The organism is Pseudomonas paraveronii (genome assembly GCF_963681955.1).
Lineage (GTDB): Bacteria > Pseudomonadota > Gammaproteobacteria > Pseudomonadales > Pseudomonadaceae > Aquipseudomonas > Aquipseudomonas paraveronii.
The window spans coordinates 2,117,262-2,134,822 of sequence record NZ_OY817130.1 but is presented as its reverse complement, the minus strand read 5'-3'; the positions used below and the strand labels follow the sequence as shown (position 1 = coordinate 2,134,822).

General features: G+C 62.1%; 16 protein-coding genes and 1 pseudogene. 9 read left to right on the top strand and 8 right to left on the bottom strand.

Translation table 11 applies throughout. The features are described 5' to 3' along the window. Nucleotides 1-15: 15 nt before the first annotated feature. Together U5A08_RS09805 and U5A08_RS09800 are read right to left on the bottom strand one after the other, a co-directional pair. A complete protein-coding gene (locus tag U5A08_RS09805; protein WP_253394514.1) occupies nucleotides 16-1,164 on the bottom strand; it encodes a TDT family transporter in 1,149 nt (382 codons plus the stop codon). Nucleotides 1,165-1,271: 107 nt separating this feature from the next. After that, nucleotides 1,272-2,465, bottom strand: coding sequence for an MFS transporter (locus U5A08_RS09800; RefSeq protein WP_253394512.1), 1,194 nt, complete (start codon nucleotides 2,463-2,465; stop codon nucleotides 1,272-1,274). 91 nt (nucleotides 2,466-2,556) lie between these two features. Here U5A08_RS09800 and U5A08_RS09795 point away from each other — a divergent pair, with 91 nt between their 5' ends. Continuing rightward, entirely contained in the window at nucleotides 2,557-3,099 is a 543-nt protein-coding gene (locus U5A08_RS09795) for a TetR/AcrR family transcriptional regulator (protein WP_321851349.1), read from the top strand. A 133-nt stretch (nucleotides 3,100-3,232) separates the two neighbouring features. Here U5A08_RS09795 and U5A08_RS09790 read toward each other — a convergent pair whose 3' ends face one another. From U5A08_RS09790 to U5A08_RS09775, 4 genes are all read right to left on the bottom strand, one after another. Further along, nucleotides 3,233-4,012 (bottom strand): ABC transporter permease, encoded by a 780-nt coding sequence (locus U5A08_RS09790; protein WP_321851348.1) that lies wholly within the window; start codon nucleotides 4,010-4,012, stop codon nucleotides 3,233-3,235. After that, a complete protein-coding gene (locus U5A08_RS09785; protein ID WP_253394506.1) occupies nucleotides 4,009-4,941 on the bottom strand; it encodes an ABC transporter ATP-binding protein in 933 nt (310 codons plus the stop codon). The genes U5A08_RS09790 and U5A08_RS09785 overlap by 4 nt, the downstream gene beginning before the upstream one ends. A gap of 134 nt (nucleotides 4,942-5,075) precedes the next feature. Continuing rightward, a complete protein-coding gene (locus U5A08_RS09780) occupies nucleotides 5,076-5,693 on the bottom strand; it encodes a glutathione S-transferase family protein (RefSeq protein ID WP_321851346.1) in 618 nt (205 codons plus the stop codon). Between the two features lie 56 nt (nucleotides 5,694-5,749). Beyond that, the gene (locus tag U5A08_RS09775; RefSeq protein ID WP_321851345.1) at nucleotides 5,750-6,409 is read right to left on the bottom strand and encodes a transglutaminase-like domain-containing protein; all 660 of its coding nucleotides are present in this window, start codon (nucleotides 6,407-6,409) and stop codon (nucleotides 5,750-5,752) included. Between the two features lie 202 nt (nucleotides 6,410-6,611). Here U5A08_RS09775 and U5A08_RS09770 point away from each other — a divergent pair, with 202 nt between their 5' ends. The 3 genes and pseudogenes from U5A08_RS09770 to U5A08_RS09760 all read left to right on the top strand — a co-directional run. Beyond that, on the top strand, nucleotides 6,612-9,059 hold the full coding sequence (locus U5A08_RS09770; protein WP_321851344.1) for an acyl-CoA dehydrogenase: 2,448 nt from the start codon (nucleotides 6,612-6,614) through the stop codon (nucleotides 9,057-9,059). Nucleotides 9,060-9,133: 74 nt separating this feature from the next. Further along, the gene (locus U5A08_RS09765) at nucleotides 9,134-9,541 is read left to right on the top strand and encodes a PA2817 family protein (RefSeq protein ID WP_017846829.1); all 408 of its coding nucleotides are present in this window, start codon (nucleotides 9,134-9,136) and stop codon (nucleotides 9,539-9,541) included. Between the two features lie 81 nt (nucleotides 9,542-9,622). Next, nucleotides 9,623-9,820: pseudogene (locus U5A08_RS09760) on the top strand (PA2817 family protein); the annotation flags it as partial. 71 nt (nucleotides 9,821-9,891) lie between these two features. On the opposite strand, the gene U5A08_RS09755 reads toward U5A08_RS09760, so the two are convergent. Next, the gene (locus U5A08_RS09755) at nucleotides 9,892-10,839 is read right to left on the bottom strand and encodes a LysR family transcriptional regulator (protein WP_321851341.1); all 948 of its coding nucleotides are present in this window, start codon (nucleotides 10,837-10,839) and stop codon (nucleotides 9,892-9,894) included. Nucleotides 10,840-10,928: 89 nt separating this feature from the next. On the opposite strand from U5A08_RS09755, the gene U5A08_RS09750 reads away from it, so the two are divergent. Continuing rightward, the gene (locus tag U5A08_RS09750) at nucleotides 10,929-11,555 is read left to right on the top strand and encodes an alanyl-tRNA editing protein (RefSeq protein ID WP_253394495.1); all 627 of its coding nucleotides are present in this window, start codon (nucleotides 10,929-10,931) and stop codon (nucleotides 11,553-11,555) included. Here U5A08_RS09750 and U5A08_RS09745 read toward each other — a convergent pair. After that, entirely contained in the window at nucleotides 11,552-13,126 is a 1,575-nt protein-coding gene (locus U5A08_RS09745; RefSeq protein ID WP_321851340.1) for an alkaline phosphatase D family protein, read from the bottom strand. The genes U5A08_RS09750 and U5A08_RS09745 overlap by 4 nt on opposite strands. A 297-nt stretch (nucleotides 13,127-13,423) precedes the next feature. Here U5A08_RS09745 and U5A08_RS09740 point away from each other — a divergent pair, with 297 nt between their 5' ends. The 4 genes from U5A08_RS09740 to U5A08_RS09725 are packed head-to-tail and all read left to right on the top strand — an operon-like array spanning nucleotide 13,424 to nucleotide 17,525. Beyond that, entirely contained in the window at nucleotides 13,424-13,831 is a 408-nt protein-coding gene (locus tag U5A08_RS09740; protein ID WP_005786670.1) for an ExbD/TolR family protein, read from the top strand. Nucleotides 13,832-13,833: 2 nt separating this feature from the next. Further along, a complete protein-coding gene (locus U5A08_RS09735; RefSeq protein WP_321851338.1) occupies nucleotides 13,834-14,556 on the top strand; it encodes an energy transducer TonB family protein in 723 nt (240 codons plus the stop codon). A gap of 24 nt (nucleotides 14,557-14,580) precedes the next feature. Beyond that, nucleotides 14,581-16,860, top strand: coding sequence for a TonB-dependent receptor (locus U5A08_RS09730; protein ID WP_321851337.1), 2,280 nt, complete (start codon nucleotides 14,581-14,583; stop codon nucleotides 16,858-16,860). A gap of 17 nt (nucleotides 16,861-16,877) precedes the next feature. Beyond that, nucleotides 16,878-17,525 carry a MotA/TolQ/ExbB proton channel family protein gene (locus U5A08_RS09725; protein ID WP_321851335.1) on the top strand — a complete coding sequence of 216 codons (648 nt, stop codon included), beginning with the start codon at nucleotides 16,878-16,880 and terminating at the stop codon, nucleotides 17,523-17,525. Nucleotides 17,526-17,561: the final 36 nt, after the last annotated feature.

Sequence of the window (17,561 nt, the reverse complement as noted above, 5' to 3'; positions counted from 1 at the left end):
TTTACCTAATCCCGCTTACTTATTCGCTAATCCTGCAATACACGGTGAAACAAAAAGCTCACCTTTATAGGCGCCCTGCACCGTGCGTTTGGCGACGATCAGCCACATCAGCGCCAACGCCAGCACCAGCACACCGCCAAATACGCTGAAGAACCCCAGGTGCAACACGCTCGCCAGCTTCAACGTGGCCAGGGCGTAGACCCCCAGCGGAAAAGTGAAGCCCCACCAGCCCAGGTTGAACGGGATACCGGCGCGCAGGTAACGCAGGGTGATCAGCACCGCGATCAGCATCCACCACAAACCGAAGCCCCACAGGGTGATACCGGCTATCAGGCCCAGGCCGTTGGCGATTTCACCGACAGCGGGCAAGCCATTGGCGGTGAAGATCGCCGGCGCATCGCCGCCCAGCAGCAACATACCGAGGGCACCGGTGCCAATCGGGCCAAGCGCCAGCCAGCTCGACGCGGCCATGTTGGCGTGGGGCAGCTTATGCAGGGCCATGCGCAGCATCAGGATGGTCAGAATGCTGAACGCCACCGGCAGCGAAAATGCCCACAGCACGTAGCTGGTCGCCAGCATCACCAATTGCCCGTGAGCATCCGCCAGGTGCGGCGCCAACAGGCCACCGCTGGCGGCGGCGACTTCGGCGGCGACCACCGGCAACAGCCAGACGGCGGTCATCTGGTCGATACTGTGTTCCTGGCGCGTGAACATCATGAACGGGATCAGCACGCCGCAGGCGACTGCCATCGCCACGTCCAGCCACCACAGCGCTTCGGCCAGCGGCACCACGCCAGCGCCCCAGCGCGGCAGGCCGAACAACAGCAAACCGTTGAGCAGCGTGGCCAGGCCCATGGGAATGGTGCCGAAGAACATCGAGACCGTAGAGTGCCCGAAGATCCGCCGCGCCTCGTCGAAAAACATCACCCAGCGCGCCGCATACAAGGCGCTGAACAGGATGAACAGGCCGATGGTGAACAGCCACAATCCTTCGGCGATGGCGTACACACCCGGCAGTTTGACCGGCAGTTGCGCCAGGGCCAACGCCAGCACTCCGGTGCCCATGGTGGCGGCGAACCAGTTCGGGGTGAACTGGCGAATCACTTCCCGCGGTCGGGTCAGGTGGCTGAAGGGTTTGTAGTTCAGGGTGGTCGAGCAGGTCATGATGGCAATCCTCTTCCTCGCATGAGGTTGAGGCCATGGTAGAACCTGAGCGTATATCTATATAACGGGTAATATCTCTAACTGTTATCTATTTTACCAATATAGCATCAGGCGCTGCCCTTGCACCCGACGCGCAGCACGTCCTGGCGCAGCAACCCGGCCAGGGCGCCGAGGGTCAGCACGATCAGCACGGCGCCGTAGCCGTCCGTGGTAGCGATGAGGCCAAAACTGCGGATCAGATTGCCCGCCAGCAAAGACGGCAGGCAGAACGCCAGGTAGCTCAGCACATAAAATGCCGACATCAACCCCGCCCGCTCATGGGGTAAGGCCAGCGGCACCACGCTGCGCAAGGCCCCGAGGAAGCCCGCGCCAAAACCACTGCCGGCGATCAACGTCGCAATGAAAAACAGCGGCAGGCTGGCGCTGTGGACCGCCACGAGGATCAGCGCCACACCAACGGCCAGCAGGCTGGCGCCCAACCGCAGGACCTTATTGGCCGGGCGATTGCGCAGGCTGAAGATCATCAGCGCGCCGCTCAAGGTCAACACCGCGACCAAGCCGCCACCGATCAGGTTGGAAGTCGAGCCAGTCGCCGCCCGCACCAGCGACGGCGCCAGGGACAGATAGAAGCCGCCCATGGCCCACACCGCCACGTCCACCGGCAACGACAGCCATAACGCGCGGCGCGCTTGCGGCGGCACGTGCAGGGTCGGACGCAATGACGCCAGCGCGCCGGGGATGCGGCTGACGGTCTCCGGCAGGCGCCACACATACACGGCCTGCCCGAACATCAGCGCGAGCAGCGTCGAGTAGATCAACTGGGTGGGCAGCGGCGCGAATTCCACCAGCAGGCTGCTGCCCATCGCACCACAAGCCATGCCCAGCAAGGGCGCAACGCTATTGACCAGCGGCCCCTGCTGGCGGTCGGTGTCGAGCAAAGCCGCGCCCAACACCGCGGTGGCCATGCCGGTGGCGAACCCCTGCAGCGTCCGCGCAGCGATCAGCCAGGCCACGCCGCTCTCATTGATAAACAGCAACATCGCCAGCATATTCAGGACCAGCGCGGCAAAAATCACCGGCTTGCGCCCGAGGTGATCCGACAGCGAGCCCACGGTCAGCAGCGCCGCCAACAAGCTCAAGGCGTAAACCCCGAAGATCAATGTGAGCATGCCCGAGGAAAAATGCAGGCCTTCCTGGTAGAGGTGATACAACGGCGTCGGCGCACTGGACGCCGCCAGGAACGTCAGCAAGGTGATCGCCAGGAACACCAGGCTGGAACGATGAGAAGTGAGGCTGGACATGGGCACGCTCCGCTAAAGCTAATATTTTGCTTTTGCTGAGTGTGCTACTGGCCGACGCTTAAAGCAAATTCTTTGTGTTAAGGTCACACGCATGGCGATAAAAGAAGGCCTCCGCCCGGGGGGCCGTAGTGCCCGGGTACAAGAATCCGTCCATTCGGCGGTGCGCGAACTGCTGGAAGCCCACGAGCGTTCCAGCGTGACTGTGCCGATGATTGCGGCGCGTGCGGGTGTCACGCCTTCGACCATCTACCGCCGCTGGGGCGACCTCTCCGTACTGCTCGCCGATGTGGCCCTGGCGCGCATGCGCCCGGACAGCGAGCCGGCCAACACCGGCAGCCTGCGCGGTGACCTGCAGGCGTGGGCCGAGCAATACCTGGATGAGATGAGTTCGGCGCCGGGGCGCAACATGATGCGCGATGTGCAATCCAGCCAGACGCCAGGGTATTGCGTGAGCATCCTGAGCGGGCAGCTTCAAGCGATTGTCGAGCGCTACCCGAACACTACACCGCTGCCGAGCGTGGACCGCCTGGTCAACCTGCTGGCGGCGCCGACGGTGTTTCGCATTCTATTCTCCACCGCGCCGCTGGCGGTGGACGAGCTGCACGCACTGATCGAGTTGGCGCTGCAGGGGTAAACACTGCACTCAGAACCCAATGTGGGAGCGGGCTTGCTCGCGATTGCGCGAGGTCAGTCACTGTATCGCTGACTGATCCACTGCTATCGCGAGCAAGCGCGCTCCCACATTTTTTACCGCGTGCAATCCGATGTTACGTGCGCATCCCGCGCCCGCTCACCAGCAACCGTGCGCAACCGATGTACAACACCGCCGTGGCGACGATCATGAAGGTGATCGCCACGCTGATCCGGATATCCGACACCCCGAGGATGCCGTAGCGGAAGGCATTGACCATGTGCAGCACCGGGTTGGCCAGCGATACGGTCTGCCAGAACGGCGGCAGCAAGGTGATGGAGTAGAACACCCCGCCCAGGTAGGTCAGCGGCGTCAGCACGAAAGTCGGGATGATCGAGATGTCATCGAAGTTGCGCGCAAACACCGCGTTGATGAAGCCCAGCAACGAGAAGATCGTCGCCGTCAGCACCACCACCACCAGCGTGATGCCAAGGTGATGCACTTGCAGCTGGGTGAAGAACAGCGACAACAAGGTCACAATCACGCCGACCATCAAGCCACGCAGCACGCCGCCCAGGGTGTAGCCGATCAGAATGGTGTGCGGCGAGACCGGCGAGACCATCAGTTCTTCGATGGAGCGCTGGAACTTGCTACCGAAGAAACTCGAGACCACGTTGCCGTAGGAGTTGGTGATCACCGACATCATGATCAGGCCCGGCACGATGTACTCCATGTAGGTGAAACCGCCCATGCCACCGATCTGCCGGCCGATCAGGTTACCGAAGATCACGAAGTACAGGACCATGGTGATCGCCGGCGGCAGCAGGGTCTGCGGCCAGATCCGGGTAAAGCGTTTCACTTCGCGGTAGACGATGGTTTGCAGCGCGATGAGGTTGGGTTGCAGTTCAGAACTCATACCGCCACCTTCGCCAGGTTTTTTTCCACCAGGGACACGAACAACTCCTCAAGGCGATTGGTTTTGTTACGCAGGCTCAACACTTCGACGTTCTGTGTGGCCAACTGGCCGAACAGCGCGGTGATGCCCATGGCTTTATCCACCTGGACTTCCAGGGTGCGGCTGTCCACCAGGCGGCATGGATAGCCGAGCAGTTGCGGCGGCGCCGACCGTTCGTTCTTCAGGTCGAGCAGGAAGGTTTCCACATGCAACTGGCCCAGCAGGTTGCGCATGCTGGTGTTCTGGACAATGGTGCCGTGGTCGATGATGCCGATGTTGCGGCACAGCTGCTCAGCCTCTTCCAGGTAGTGGGTGGTGAGGATGATGGTGATGCCTTTCTGGTTCAGCTCGGTGAGGAAAGTCCACATCGAGCGACGCAGTTCGATATCCACCCCGGCGGTCGGCTCGTCGAGGATCAGCAGGCGCGGTTCGTGAACCAGCGCGCGGGCGATCATCAAGCGTCGCTTCATGCCGCCGGAGAGCGAACGCGAAGGCACGTCGCGCTTGTCCCATAGGCCCAGTTGGGTCAAGTACTGCTCGGCGCGTTCCTTGGCGATTTTCGACGGGATGCCGTAGTAGCCGGCCTGCGTCACGACGATGTCGAAGGTCTTTTCGAACTGGTTGAAGTTGAATTCCTGGGGCACCACACCGATGCAACGCTTGAGCGCCGCCGGGGATTTGTCCAGGTCATGCCCGAAGATATTCACCGTGCCGCTGGTCTTGTTGACCAGGGTCGAGAGAATGCCGATGGTCGTGGATTTGCCGGCGCCGTTGGGGCCGAGCAAGGCGAAGAAATCACCTTCGGCAACATCCAGATCGATACCACTCAGGGCCTGGAAACCGTTGCCGTAGGTTTTGGTTAGCTGCCGGATGGACAGAGCGGAACTCATATCGGAATACGCACCAAAGAAGGGAATAGAAACAATAGATGAGGCTACACCGCACGTCGTTCAACGGCGGCGCAAGACAAGCATGGTGCTTGCCCGCGCCGCACAAGTACAGTCACCTGTATTAATAGTCAGTATCAGGTCAACGCGGTCATCACCGTTTTGCGGTAAGCCGGCCGCTGTTGCAGGCGCTGGTACCAGGCCTCTAGGTGGGGCATCGCAGGCCGTTCGATGGGCATTTCAAACCAGGCGTAAATAAAGCTGCCCAAGGGGATATCGCCCATGCCGATGTCGTCGCCCGACAGGTAGGGCTGTGCGGCGAGCGCCTTCTCCACGGTGCCGAGCGCATCGATGCAGGCCTGGCGCCCGGCGTTGATGGCGTCCCAATTACGCTTTTCCGCCGGGGTGCGCACCATGCCCCAGAACACCGCCTTGAACGGCTCGGCGAGGGTCGAGGTGGTCCAGTCCATCCATTTTTCGGCGCTGGCCCGCGCCTTTACATCGCTCGGGTACCAGTTCGACGCCTGCTTGGCGCAGAGGTAACGCACGATGGTGTTGGATTCCCACAGCACGAAGTCGCCGTCTTCGATCATCGGCACCCGGCCATTGGGGTTCAATGCACGGTATTGCGGCGTGTCGACCACACCAAAAGCGCCGCCCGCATCGATGGCCTCATAGTCCAGGCCGAGTTCCTCGGCGCACCACAGGACTTTCCTGACGTTCGATGAATTTTTACGCCCCCAGATCTTCAGCATGACCGCGCCTTATTGTTGATGAACATGGCTTGATGAACGCAGCAGCATACGCCGGTTCACGGGCGGCTTAAATCGCTCTGCATGTCACCCAGCACGCTCGGCATCTGCTCGCCAAACAGGTGCGGGTAACATTTCTCCAGGTGGGCAAAGAAGAAATCTTCGGGCACATCCGCAAATTGCCCATGGTCCACCACGTACTCCATCGAGCGCTGGCCCTGGCGATTGAAGGCGTGGAACACACTGTCGTTGATCCCATCGAACGCCAGCGGCGGCACATCGAACAGTTCGCACAATTGCTGGTTGAACGCCGGCGTGGCTTTGACCCAGCGACCGTTCAGGTACAGCTCGGTATAACCGTGCATGGCGAACACATCGCTTTTGAGCAATGCGATCAGGCGTGGCGTCGACAGGTGATTGCGCACATCCGCCAAACCGATGCGCGCCGCAATGCCGCAGTGCCGCGCGCAGGCGGCGAGCAAGGTGGCCTTGGGCACGCAGTAGCTCTGGCCGGCAGCCAGGGCGAAGCTGGCGTTCAGGGTGTTGGGGTCGCGGCTGAAGGTGTAGGGGTTGTAGCGCACCGCCTCACGCACGGCGTAATAAAGACTGACTGCCTGGTCACCTGAATCCGCGCTGGAACCGCGATGTTTTTCGGCGAACTCCACCACCGCTGGGTGGTCACTATCGATGAAGCGGCTGGGATTCAGGTAGGTTTCCATGCGTTTGATCTCCGGGGGAAGCCTTAAGTCTAACGACAGGTCTGCCACAGAGATAACGACGATTCGGCCAAATGCCAGCGCCTGGTGATCGATGATCCCAAGGTGCTCCCAGTGCAACTCGCCACACCCTGATCACCGCGCTTTCTCGGATGCCGACTAAGCTCTTTGGTGGTTTCGCCCCTGGTTTCATGGAGGATTGAATATGTTGTTGTTGTGGATATTGGTTCTGGTGGTCGGCATTGCCTATTTGGCACACCGGCGCACCGCGCCCCTGCCCGCCCTGGGCGTGGTCGCCGTTTACCTGCTGGCGATGGGCGCCTGGAGCCACGCACCGGGTTGGCTGCTACTGATCTTCTGGGTGTTGATTGCGATCGTGGCCGCGCCCCTGCTGCTGCCCGACCTGCGCCGCCAATACTTCACCAAACCGCTGTTCAGTTGGTTTCAGAAGGTTTTGCCACCCATGTCCGAGACCGAGCGCGATGCCATCGACGCTGGCACCGTCTGGTGGGACGGCGAGCTGTTCAGCGGCCGCCCCGATTGGGACAAGTTGCTGGCGTACCCCAAGGTACGTTTGACCGAAGAAGAACAGGCGTTTATCGACGGTCCTACCGAAGAACTGTGCGCGATGGTCAGCGACTGGGAAATCGGCCAGGCCATGGACCTGCCGCCCGCAGCCTGGGAACACATCAAGACCCACGGTTTCTTCGCCCTGATCATTCCCAAGGAGTATGGCGGCAAGGGCTTCTCCGCCTATGCCCACTCCCAGGTGGCGATGAAACTCGCAACGCGCAGCGGTGACCTGGCGTCCACCGTGATGGTCCCCAACTCCCTCGGCCCGGCCGAGCTGCTGCTGCATTACGGCACCGATGCACAACGCAACCACTACCTGCCGCGCCTGGCCCGTGGCGACGATATTCCCTGCTTCGCCCTGACCGGCCCACTGGCCGGCTCCGACGCCGGCGCCATGCCCGACACCGGAGTGATCTGCAAAGGTGAATGGCAAGGTAAGGAAACCCTCGGCCTGCGCCTGAACTGGGAAAAACGCTACATCACCCTGGGCCCGGTCGCGACCCTGCTCGGCCTGGCGTTCAAGGCGCATGACCCGGACCACCTGCTGGGCGAAGAAGAAGACCTGGGCATCAGCCTCGCGCTGATCCCCACCGACACCCCCGGCGTCCACATCGGCCGTCGTCACCTGCCGCTGGGCGCCGCGTTCATGAACGGGCCCAACTCCGGCAAAGACGTGTTCATCCCCCTGGACTACCTGATCGGTGGCCAGGACATGCTCGGCAAGGGCTGGATGATGTTGATGAACTGCCTGTCGGTCGGCCGCTCGATTTCCCTACCGGCGGTCGGCACCGGCGCGGCCAAGTTCACCAGCCTGGTGACCGGCCAATACGCCCAGGTGCGTGAACAGTTCAACGTCCCGCTGGCGGCCTTCGAAGGTATTCAGGAAGCCCTCGCGCGCATCGGCGGCAACGCCTGGCTGATGGACAGCGCGCGCATGCTCACGGCCAACGCGGTGGACCTCGGTGAAAAACCCTCGGTGCTGTCGGCGATCCTCAAGTACCACCTGACCGAGCGCGGCCGCGAGTGCATCAGCCACGCCATGGATGTCCACGGCGGCAAGGGCATCATCATGGGCCCGAACAACTACCTGGGCCGAAGCTGGCAAGGCGCGCCGATCTTCATCACCGTGGAAGGCGCGAATATCCTCTCGCGCAACCTGATGATCTTTGGCCAGGGTGCGATCCGTTGCCACCCTTTTGTGCTCAAGGAAATGGCCCTGGCCGGTCGCGAAGACCACGACCAGGCGCTCAAGGAATTCGACAGCCTGCTCATGCAGCACATCGGTTTTGCCGTGAGCAACGCCGCCAGCACCCTGGTGCTTAACCTGGGTGTCGGCCACTTCGAAAAAGCCCCCGGCAACCGCTTGAGCCAGGCTTACTTTCGCGCATTGAACCGCCAGGCTGCCGCATTCGCCCTGCTCGCCGACCTGAGCATGATGCTGCTGGGCGGCGAGTTGAAACGCCGCGAACGCCTGTCGGCACGCCTGGGCGATGTGCTAAGCCATCTGTACCTGGCATCGGCGGCGCTCAAGCGTTATCACGACCTGGATTCGCCGGACCACCTGGAACCGCTGTTCACCTGGGCCATGGAAGAAAGCCTGGGAGAATCGGAACGCGCGCTGGATGAACTGCTCAGCAACTTCCCGAACAAGCTGCTCGGCTGCTTGCTGCGAGTCATCGTGTTTCCGTTCGGGCGTCGCCATACCGGGCCGTCCGATGCACTGGATGCCGAAGTGGCCGCCATTATGGGCCGCGCCAAAGGCGACCCAACCCTGGAAGAAATGCTCGCCGGCTGCTACCGCCCGCAAGCGGTGGAAGACCCGGTGGGCGCCCTGCAACATGCCTGCGACCTGCTCGGCGCCAGCCATCCGCTGCAGAAAAAACTGCACGCTGCCCTCAAAAGCGGCCAGGTCAAACCGGCTGCCGGCGAACATGCGATCGACGCTGCCCTGCACGCAGGCGTACTGCAACCGGCCGAAGCGCAAAGCCTGCGTGATGCCGAAGCGGCAAGGCGCAAGGTGATCGACGTGGATGATTTCAGCAAGGAAGAGCTGACCCAGGCCGCGGGTAAAGTCCGCTGATCCCACAGGCCATATAATTACGGGCGCTTGGGCTATATACTCTCGCGCCCGTTTTTGCTTTGAGGACTTATCTCGTGTCCAACGTCGTTGCCGATCATCTCGTCTTGCTCGACCACCTGCGCAGCATCCTGGTTGCCGTCGGCGAAGCCGAACAGGTGCCCGAGGAAAGCCACCTGCTGTTCCTGGAACGTTTCGATGAACTGCGCGCCCTGCTGCCGATCGATCCGATCGAGAGCCAGTACCTGGGCCAGGACATGATGAGCCAGGTCATCCTGCGCTACCCGCAAATTGCCCATCTGGTGCCACGCGACCTGCTGTGGTTCTTCGGCGGCGATTGCCTGCACTTCATGCCCGACGAAGAACTGGACCTGTACCAGGCTCTGGAAGAGCGGCGCTTTGAAGCCGAACAGAACGACGAACCGTTCGACTGGAACCAGGAAAAGCAGCTGCTGGCCATGCCGCAGGACCAGAGCAAGCACTGATCATTCAATGTGGGAGGGGGCTTGCCCCCGATGGCGGTGTGTCAGCCAATACATGCATGACTGATCCACCGCTATCGGGGGCAAGCCCCCTCCCACACTACCGAGAGCCAGTACCTGGGCCAGGACATGATGAGCCAGGTCATCCTGCCCGACGAAGAACTGGACCTGTACCAGGCCCTGGAAGAGCGGCGCTTTGAAGCCGAACAGAACGACGAACCGTTCGACTGGAACCAGGAAAAGCAACTGCTGGCCATGCCGCAGGACCAGAGCAAGCACTGATCATTCAATGTGGGAGGGGGCTTGCCCCCGATGGCGGTGTGTCAGCCAATACATGCATGACTGATCCACCGCTATCGGGGGCAAGCCCCCTCCCACACCAGCGTCGGCTCCGTGGCCATGCACGCCACCAGATAATCAATGAACACCCGCACCTTCGGCGGCAGGTACCGCGTCGGCGAATGCAGCAACCAGGCCTCGCCATGGTAGGACGCAATAAAATCCCACTCGGGCAACACCTGCACCAAACGCCCCTCATCCAACGCATGCCGCGCCGTGAAATACGGCAAGCTGCCAATCCCCACATGCTGCAACACCGCATCCAGGCGCACGCCGGTGTGGTTCGCCGCATAACGCCCACGCACGCCCACGGTGACCGCCTTGCCCGCCCGGCGAAACTTCCAGCGTGAGTCCCCCGGGGTTTCGCCCAGGTAGATGCAGCTGTGCGCGAGCAAGTCATGGGGGTGACTCGGCGTGCCGTGCTCGGCCAGGTACTGCGGCGTCGCACACACCACGTGTTCGATGGGCAGTAATTGCCGCCCCACCAGACCCGGCGGCGGGCTGTCGGTGATACGGATACTCAGGTCGACATTGTCATCGATCAGGTCCACCTGCCGATCCTCAAGGATCAGTTGCACATCGACCTTGGGATAGCGCCGCAGAAACTCCGGCATATGCGGATGCACCACGAACCGCCCCACCGCCTTGGGCACGCTGACCCGCACCAGGCCCTCGGCCTCGTGGGTGAACTGACCGCTGATTTCCATCACCGAACGCGCCGCGTTGACCATCTCCTGGCAACGCTTGAACACCTCTTCGCCGCCCTCGCTCAAACGCAGCTTGCGCGTGGTGCGTTGCAGCAGGCGCGTGGCCAACGCCTGTTCGAGACGCGAGATGCTGCGGCTCACCGCCGAAGGCGACACGCTCAATTGTCGCGCTGCCGCAGAAAAACTGCCGGCTTCCACCACTTTGACGAAAATCGCCATTTCACCCAGCAGCGGCAAAGGAAGATTGATGCTCATGACGCACAAGTCCATTGATAATTGAACGGATTATCACCCATCTGCGCACTATTTATACTGCCCGCAGAACCTTGATGCGGATGTAGACGATGACCGAGCGCCTGTTTTTCACCCACGACCACCTGACCGCCGAGCTTGAAGTGCTGAGCTGCACCGCCCACGAAGAGCAGTTTGCGGTCACGCTGCAGTCGACGATTTTCCACCCCCAGGGCGGCGGCCAGCCATTCGACACCGGCTGGCTGGGCGACAGCCGGGTGCTGCGGGTCACCCAAGAGGCGGAGCGCGTGGTGCATTACCTCGACCAGCCCGTAGAACCTGGCCCGATCAACGCACGGGTCGATGCCGAACGCCGGGCCTTGCACACCCGCCTGCATTCCGCCGGGCATCTGATCGGCAACGCTGGCGAGGCGTTGGGCTGGATGCCGATCAAGGCCCACCACTGGCCGGGCGAAGGCAAGATCACCTTTATCCGCGGTGAAAGCGCACACACGATGGACGCCGACGCGATTCAACAGCAGATCAACCAATGGATCGCCGCCGACTACCCGCGCCAGATGCGCCTGGAAGACGGCACCCGCGAAGTCGGCTTCGGCGAATTGCCCGCGTATGCCTGTGGTGGCACGCATGTGCAGGCGTTAGGCGAATTGGGCCAGGTGACGATCCTGGCCCTGTCGGAGAAAAAGGGCACGCTGTCGGTGCGCTACAGCCTGGATTAAACCGCGCTCGCCCCGGCGCGCCCCGGTTCCACCACGAACGACTTAAGCGTCGACACCGTGGCGGCCGGGTCACGCGGATCGGTAATCACGCGAAAGTGCGTGAGCATGCGCTGTGCATCCAACGCCACCGATACATACCCGCGCTGGCGGCTGTCGAAAAACTTCACATGGGGATTCTGCGGCAGCATCTGGGTGACGGCGTCATAAGGCGGCCCATCGGAGGTCACCGAGGTGCCGACGAATTCGGTGGCGAGCACGGGCGAGTCCGGGTTGTTGGCATCGGCATGCAAATCCGTGGCCCAGAATGAATGTATATCGCCGCCCCAAAACACCGGGTTCTTGACCTGATGGCGCGCGATGGACGCGAGCATCCGTGAACGGTTCGCCATGTAGCCATCCCAACCATCGGTCCAATGGCCCAGCGTGTGCTGGGTCAGGTCGCGCTGCAGCAGCGGTGCCACCAGCAAGTCCTGGGCGATCACGTTCCATTGCGCTTTCGACTGGGCAAACCCCTGGTCCAGCCAGGCCTCCTGCTGCCAACCGAGCAGGGTGCGAGCGGGGTCGCGCAAGTCGCTGCAGGTGTTGGCAGCGATGTGGCCCTGATGGCTGCCGTTGGCCTGAATGCACGGTTGCTCGGAGCGATACTGTCGACCGTCGAGCACATGGAAACGTGCCAGCCGGCCGTAGTCCAGGCGCCGGTAAACGCGCATGTCCGGTCCGTTGGGCAGGCTGCTCATGCGCAGCGGCATATGCTCGTAATAGGCCTGATACGCCGCCGCCCGCTGCTTGAGAAACTGCGCCACGGCAACCTTCGGGTCCTGGGACCAGCGACTGGCATAGTCGTTCTGCACCTCGTGATCGTCCCAGGTCGCCACGCTGGGCGCCGCCGCGTGCAAGGCCTGGAGATCCGGATCGGTCTTGTACAGCGCATAGCGGTTGCGATAATCGCTCAGGGTCAGCGCGTTGCCGCTGCCGTGGGAACGAATGACTTTTCCCGAGTCGGCCGCGTAGGAACTGTCGTAGATATAGTCACCGAGGAAAAACACCAGGTCCGGCTGCTCCGCCGCCAAGTGACGATAGGCACTGAAGTACCCGCGCTCCCAGTGGGAGCACGACACGAACCCCAAGCGCGCCGTCGCCATGGCATGCAGGGCCGGCGCGGTACGCGACTGCCCCACCGCGCTCTGCGCCCCCAGCCCTTCGAACTGATACCAATACGGCCTGCCGGCTTCCAGCCCCGCGACCTCCACATGCACGGAGTGGGCAAAGCGCTCGCTCGCCATCACCTCACCTTGCCTCACAATGCGCGTCATCGCCGCATCGCTGGCGACCCGCCAACGCACCGGCACCGCACGCGCCAACCCGCCGCGACCGTCCGCCGCATTGAACAACGGCGCCAGGCGCGTCCAGATCACAAAACCATCCGGCAACGGATCACCCGAGGCCACGCCCAAGGTGAACGGGTAATCGATCCCCGCACTGCGCGCAAACGGGCTGAGGATCGAAAAGGTCGTGGCCAGCGCCAGCCCGGCCAGTACCCGGCGCCGATCGTGGTCAACCGCGCGACTCACGCCCGGCGCTCCCAGTCATTGCGCCACGTAGCAGATCCCGGAAAGCCTTTTTCCAACGCCCGCAACAGCAAACGCGAAGTCAACAAATGCGGCAATGACTGACTCATACAAGACGGCTCTCGGTGTAAATTTTTCGAGAATGTACCCCCTGGGTTTCAGTTTCATTACTTCATGAAAGTGACTGGAAACCGATCTGTAAGACACGTCCTAGACACGTCAAAACGTAAATTAAAGTTAACCGTTCGGTCATTTTTCGTTGTTAGCGTGTCGCCCCTAATTCAATAACGGGGTAGCGGAATGAGAACCTGGGATGAACCGAAAAAACGTAAGGCACACATCGAACTGATCCCGATGATCGACGTGATGATGTTCCTCCTGGTGTTTTTCGTACTGGTGAGTCTGAACGTGATTCCGGCACTCGGCATGAAGACTCAACTGCCCAGCGCCAGCAGTTCACAGCAGCTCAAGCCGCAGAACAAATTCATCCTCACCCTGGGCCTGGAAGGCCAGTTGCAACTGGATGGCAAGGACCTCACGGTCGACGCTCTGGTACCGGCGCTGAAGGCGGCGGAAAAGCCGGATACCAAGTCGACGATCATCGTCAACAGCGACAAGGGCGTGGAGGTTTCGCGCCTGGTGGAGGTGATGGACACCCTGCGTCTGGGTGGCTTTACCTCCGTGTCCATCGCCACGCGTAAGTCCTGATCATGTACGTTCTGTTTCGTGCGCGTCGGCTGCTGGGCAGTGTCCCGGCCCTGATCGCCCTGGTGCTGATTGCACTGGGTATCCAGTCCCAGACGTTGAAGGTCGAGCCGGTGTACGACGAGTCGGCGGTCGAGTTGGCATTGGTCGAGCCGGAGCCCGAGGTGGTGCCGCCACCCGTGGTGGAACAAGAACCGCCACCGCCGGTGATCGAGGATGAAGAGGCCGAGCCGGCCCCGCCTCCACCACCGCCCAAGCCGTTGCCAAAACCTGAACCCACGCCCAAGCCCAAGCCAGTGCCCAAGCCCGTGGTCGCCAAACCCACGCCGACGCCGCCCCCGGTGGCGGCCAAACCCGCGCCCGCGGCGGTCGCCCAGGCTGCGCCGACTCCGGCCCCGCCCGCACCGCCCAAGGTCGACGGTCAGGCCCTGGAGGGCGGTTACCTCAAGGGTCTGCGTAATGAGTTGGACACTTACAAGCAATACCCCACCGGACGCCAGGCCTCCCTCGAACGCCCGAGTGGCGACGTGGTGGTCTGGCTGCTGGTGGACCGCCAGGGTCGGGTACTCGACTCCGGCGTGCAGACCCCGGCCTCGAGCATGTTGCTCAACCGGGCCGCCGCCAACAGCCTGCGGCGTATCAAGCAGGTCAAGCCGTTCCCCGAGCAAGCCTTCGGGGGGCGCAATGAGCAGCGCTTCACCGCCACCTTCAACTACAGCGTGCAATAAGCACCCGACACTAGGACGACACTGATGAGGTTCACACGGATTCATCTGGCACTCGTTGCCGCGAGCATGGGGCATGGCATGGTCATGGCCGACACCGGCGACAGCGACGTCGGCACCATCGGCGTACAGGGCAAGGCCACTGCCGGTGGCGGTTACATGGTGCAGGAAGAAAGCATCAAGGGGCGCTCCACGATAACCAAGGAAGCGCTGGATAAACAAACCGCCACCGGCAACGCCATCGACAAGCTCAAGTACACCCCGGGCCTGAACATCTCCAGCGAAGATGCCACCGGCCTGTCGGGCTTTCGCTTCACCATGCGCGGGCTTAACTCCGACCAGGTGGGGATGTCGGTGGACGGCATGCCGATCAACGACTCCGGCAACTACGCGCTGTACTCCAACCTGCTGGGCGACCCGGAAAACATCGACCAGATTTTCGTCACCCAAGGCTCGTCGGAGGCCGACGGCCCGCACATCGGCTCCAGCGGCGGCAACATCGGTATCGTGACCATTCGCCCCACCAAGGAAACCGGGGCCTTCGTCAAACAGACGGTCGGCAGCAACGCCACCCGCAAGACCTTTGCCCGGCTCAACACCGGCGAGGTCAACGGCCTGAGCAACTGGCTGTCGGCGTCCCATACCGAAGGGCAGATGTGGCGCGGCTCGGGGGCCGTGCGTGCGGACAAGGTCGAGTGGAACAGCTTCTTCGACGCTGGCAATGGCAACACCGCCAACCTGATCCTCAAGTACCACGAGCAGGACAACAACAGTTACAGCCAACTGACCAAATCGCAGTTCCAGCAGAACGGCCGCAAGTTCGACCCCTACCCCGCCACACCGACGGTCGGCAGCAACGGCAAGCTCAACAGCTACTATGCCCTCGCGCAGAACCCGTTCCAGACCTTTACCGGCGTGCTCAACACCCAGTTCAAACTGGCTGACAACCTGGCCCTGTCGGTGATCCCGTATTACTACTGGGGTAACGGCAGCGGCGTCGGCTCGTCGAGCTACGCGCTGAACCGCGGCTCGAACGCAGGCGGCGTCTTCGACCTGGGTAACTTGCCCACCGCCGCCCAATACAACGCCGACGGCTCCTCCACCACCGGCGTGTACTACCGCCCCTCCCGCACCCAGACCTGGCGCCCCGGCATTACCACCAAACTGAACTGGGACCTGGGCGATCACAGCCTGCAATTCGGCTACTGGTACGAGCGCGCGCGTCAAAGCCAGACCCAACCGTTCATCGCGCTCAAGAGCAACGGCAAGCCTACCGACACCTGGCCGGACGGCGACGCCGTGGTCGATGCCAACGGCAACACCGTGCAAGGCCGTGATCGTTTCACCGTCACCCCGGCGCAGAAAGTCTGGGCTCAGGACACCTGGTACATCAACCCGGACTGGACCCTGGTGGCCGGCCTGGCCTACATGAACGTCAAGCGCGACGGCACCAACAACGGCAGCCTCACCGAGCAGCCGGAAAAACGTCACCAGACCTACAACAAGCTGCTGCCCAACGCCGGCCTCAAGTACCAGCTCGACGAACGCGACCAGTTGTTCTACAGCCTGTCGCGCAACATGCGTATCCCGCAGAACTACGTGCTGTACGACAAGGGCGTGGACTCGATCAACTCCAAGCCGGAAACCAGCTGGAACCATGAGTTGGGCTGGCGCTTCACCGGCGACGACATGACCGTGGCCGCCACCTTGTTCTACATGCAGTTCAAGGATCGCCAGGTTTCGTCCAAGGACATCAACGGCGACTACGCCGACATCAACGCCGGATCGGTCAACAACAGCGGCCTGGAGCTGGAGTGGAGCGGCCTGTTGCCCCAGCACTTCAACTACTACACCTCCTACACCTATACCAAGGCCGAGCAGCAGGACGACTTGACCGTGTACAACGCGGGCAAAGCCATCCTGTTGCCCACCAGCGGCAAACAGTTCGCCAACGTGCCGAAAAACATGCTGGCCGCCAACATCGGGTATGACGACGGGCGCTTCTACGGCACCTTCGGCGGCAAATACACCAGCAAGCTCTACGGCGACCTGACGAACGACGAAGCCATCTCCGGCCGCACCGTGTTCAACGCCGGCGCCGGTATCTACCTGCCGGTGGACAAGAAAGTGGTGAAGGACGCAACCCTGCGCCTGAACGTCGACAACCTGTTCGACAAGAAGTACCTGGACGGCGTGTACACCACCAAGACCAACGCGGCCAGCTACAGCGGTTTCCGCGACGGCGACCCGGCCTACATCGTTGGCCTGGAACGCACCGTGACGGTGTCCCTGGAAGCCAATTTCTAACAGCGAGGTAATCGAACATGGACATGAACCTGCTCCACGACATCACCTTTTATGTGATGTATGCCGCGATGGCCATCGCCATCTTCATCACCATCGAGCGCGGTATTTACTTCGCCTATGTGCGCCGCCAGGCCCGCGCCTTGACCGAGGTGCTGGGCGCCCATATACACAGCGAGCGCGACCTGCCGGAAAGCCTGACCCGCCGCGACAGCCTGCCGCTGAACATGGTGACGCCGGTGCTGGTGCAGAAAGCCTCGCAAGGTTCACGCAAGGACCTGGATGATGTGATCGAAACCCAATACCTGACCACCCGCGCCCCGCTGGCCCGCAGCCTGTGGATCATCGAAACCATCACCACCGCCGCACCGTTGCTGGGCTTGCTCGGCACCATCCTCGGCATCATCGACACCTTCAAGGCGTTGGCCAGCGCGGGGGTGTCCGACCCTGGGCAGATTTCCGGCGGCATCGGTACGGCGTTGTTCGCGACGGGCCTGGGGATCGCCATCGCGCTGTTCTGCGTGGTGTTCCACAACTTCTTCCAGGACAGCCTGGAACGCATCAACGATCAGTTGAAGATCCTGCTGATTCGCGCCGCCACCGGTGCCCGCGTGCAGGGCGAAGTGCCGCACCTGGTGCCCACCTCGTTGCACAGCCGCACGGCATGACTGTCAGGGCGGGCGCGTGAGGCGCCCGCCCTGTCT

Coding starts and splice junctions, on each gene's coding strand:
- U5A08_RS09805 (WP_253394514.1), bottom strand. CDS start 1,164: ATGACCTGCTCGACCACCCTGAACTACAAACCCTTCAGCCACCTGACC.
- U5A08_RS09800 (WP_253394512.1), bottom strand. CDS start 2,465: ATGTCCAGCCTCACTTCTCATCGTTCCAGCCTGGTGTTCCTGGCGATC.
- U5A08_RS09795 (WP_321851349.1), top strand. CDS start 2,557: ATGGCGATAAAAGAAGGCCTCCGCCCGGGGGGCCGTAGTGCCCGGGTA.
- U5A08_RS09790 (WP_321851348.1), bottom strand. CDS start 4,012: ATGAGTTCTGAACTGCAACCCAACCTCATCGCGCTGCAAACCATCGTC.
- U5A08_RS09785 (WP_253394506.1), bottom strand. CDS start 4,941: ATGAGTTCCGCTCTGTCCATCCGGCAGCTAACCAAAACCTACGGCAAC.
- U5A08_RS09780 (WP_321851346.1), bottom strand. CDS start 5,693: ATGCTGAAGATCTGGGGGCGTAAAAATTCATCGAACGTCAGGAAAGTC.
- U5A08_RS09775 (WP_321851345.1), bottom strand. CDS start 6,409: ATGGAAACCTACCTGAATCCCAGCCGCTTCATCGATAGTGACCACCCA.
- U5A08_RS09770 (WP_321851344.1), top strand. CDS start 6,612: ATGTTGTTGTTGTGGATATTGGTTCTGGTGGTCGGCATTGCCTATTTG.
- U5A08_RS09755 (WP_321851341.1), bottom strand. CDS start 10,839: ATGAGCATCAATCTTCCTTTGCCGCTGCTGGGTGAAATGGCGATTTTC.
- U5A08_RS09750 (WP_253394495.1), top strand. CDS start 10,929: ATGACCGAGCGCCTGTTTTTCACCCACGACCACCTGACCGCCGAGCTT.
- U5A08_RS09740 (WP_005786670.1), top strand. CDS start 13,424: ATGAGAACCTGGGATGAACCGAAAAAACGTAAGGCACACATCGAACTG.
- U5A08_RS09735 (WP_321851338.1), top strand. CDS start 13,834: ATGTACGTTCTGTTTCGTGCGCGTCGGCTGCTGGGCAGTGTCCCGGCC.
- U5A08_RS09730 (WP_321851337.1), top strand. CDS start 14,581: ATGAGGTTCACACGGATTCATCTGGCACTCGTTGCCGCGAGCATGGGG.
- U5A08_RS09725 (WP_321851335.1), top strand. CDS start 16,878: ATGGACATGAACCTGCTCCACGACATCACCTTTTATGTGATGTATGCC.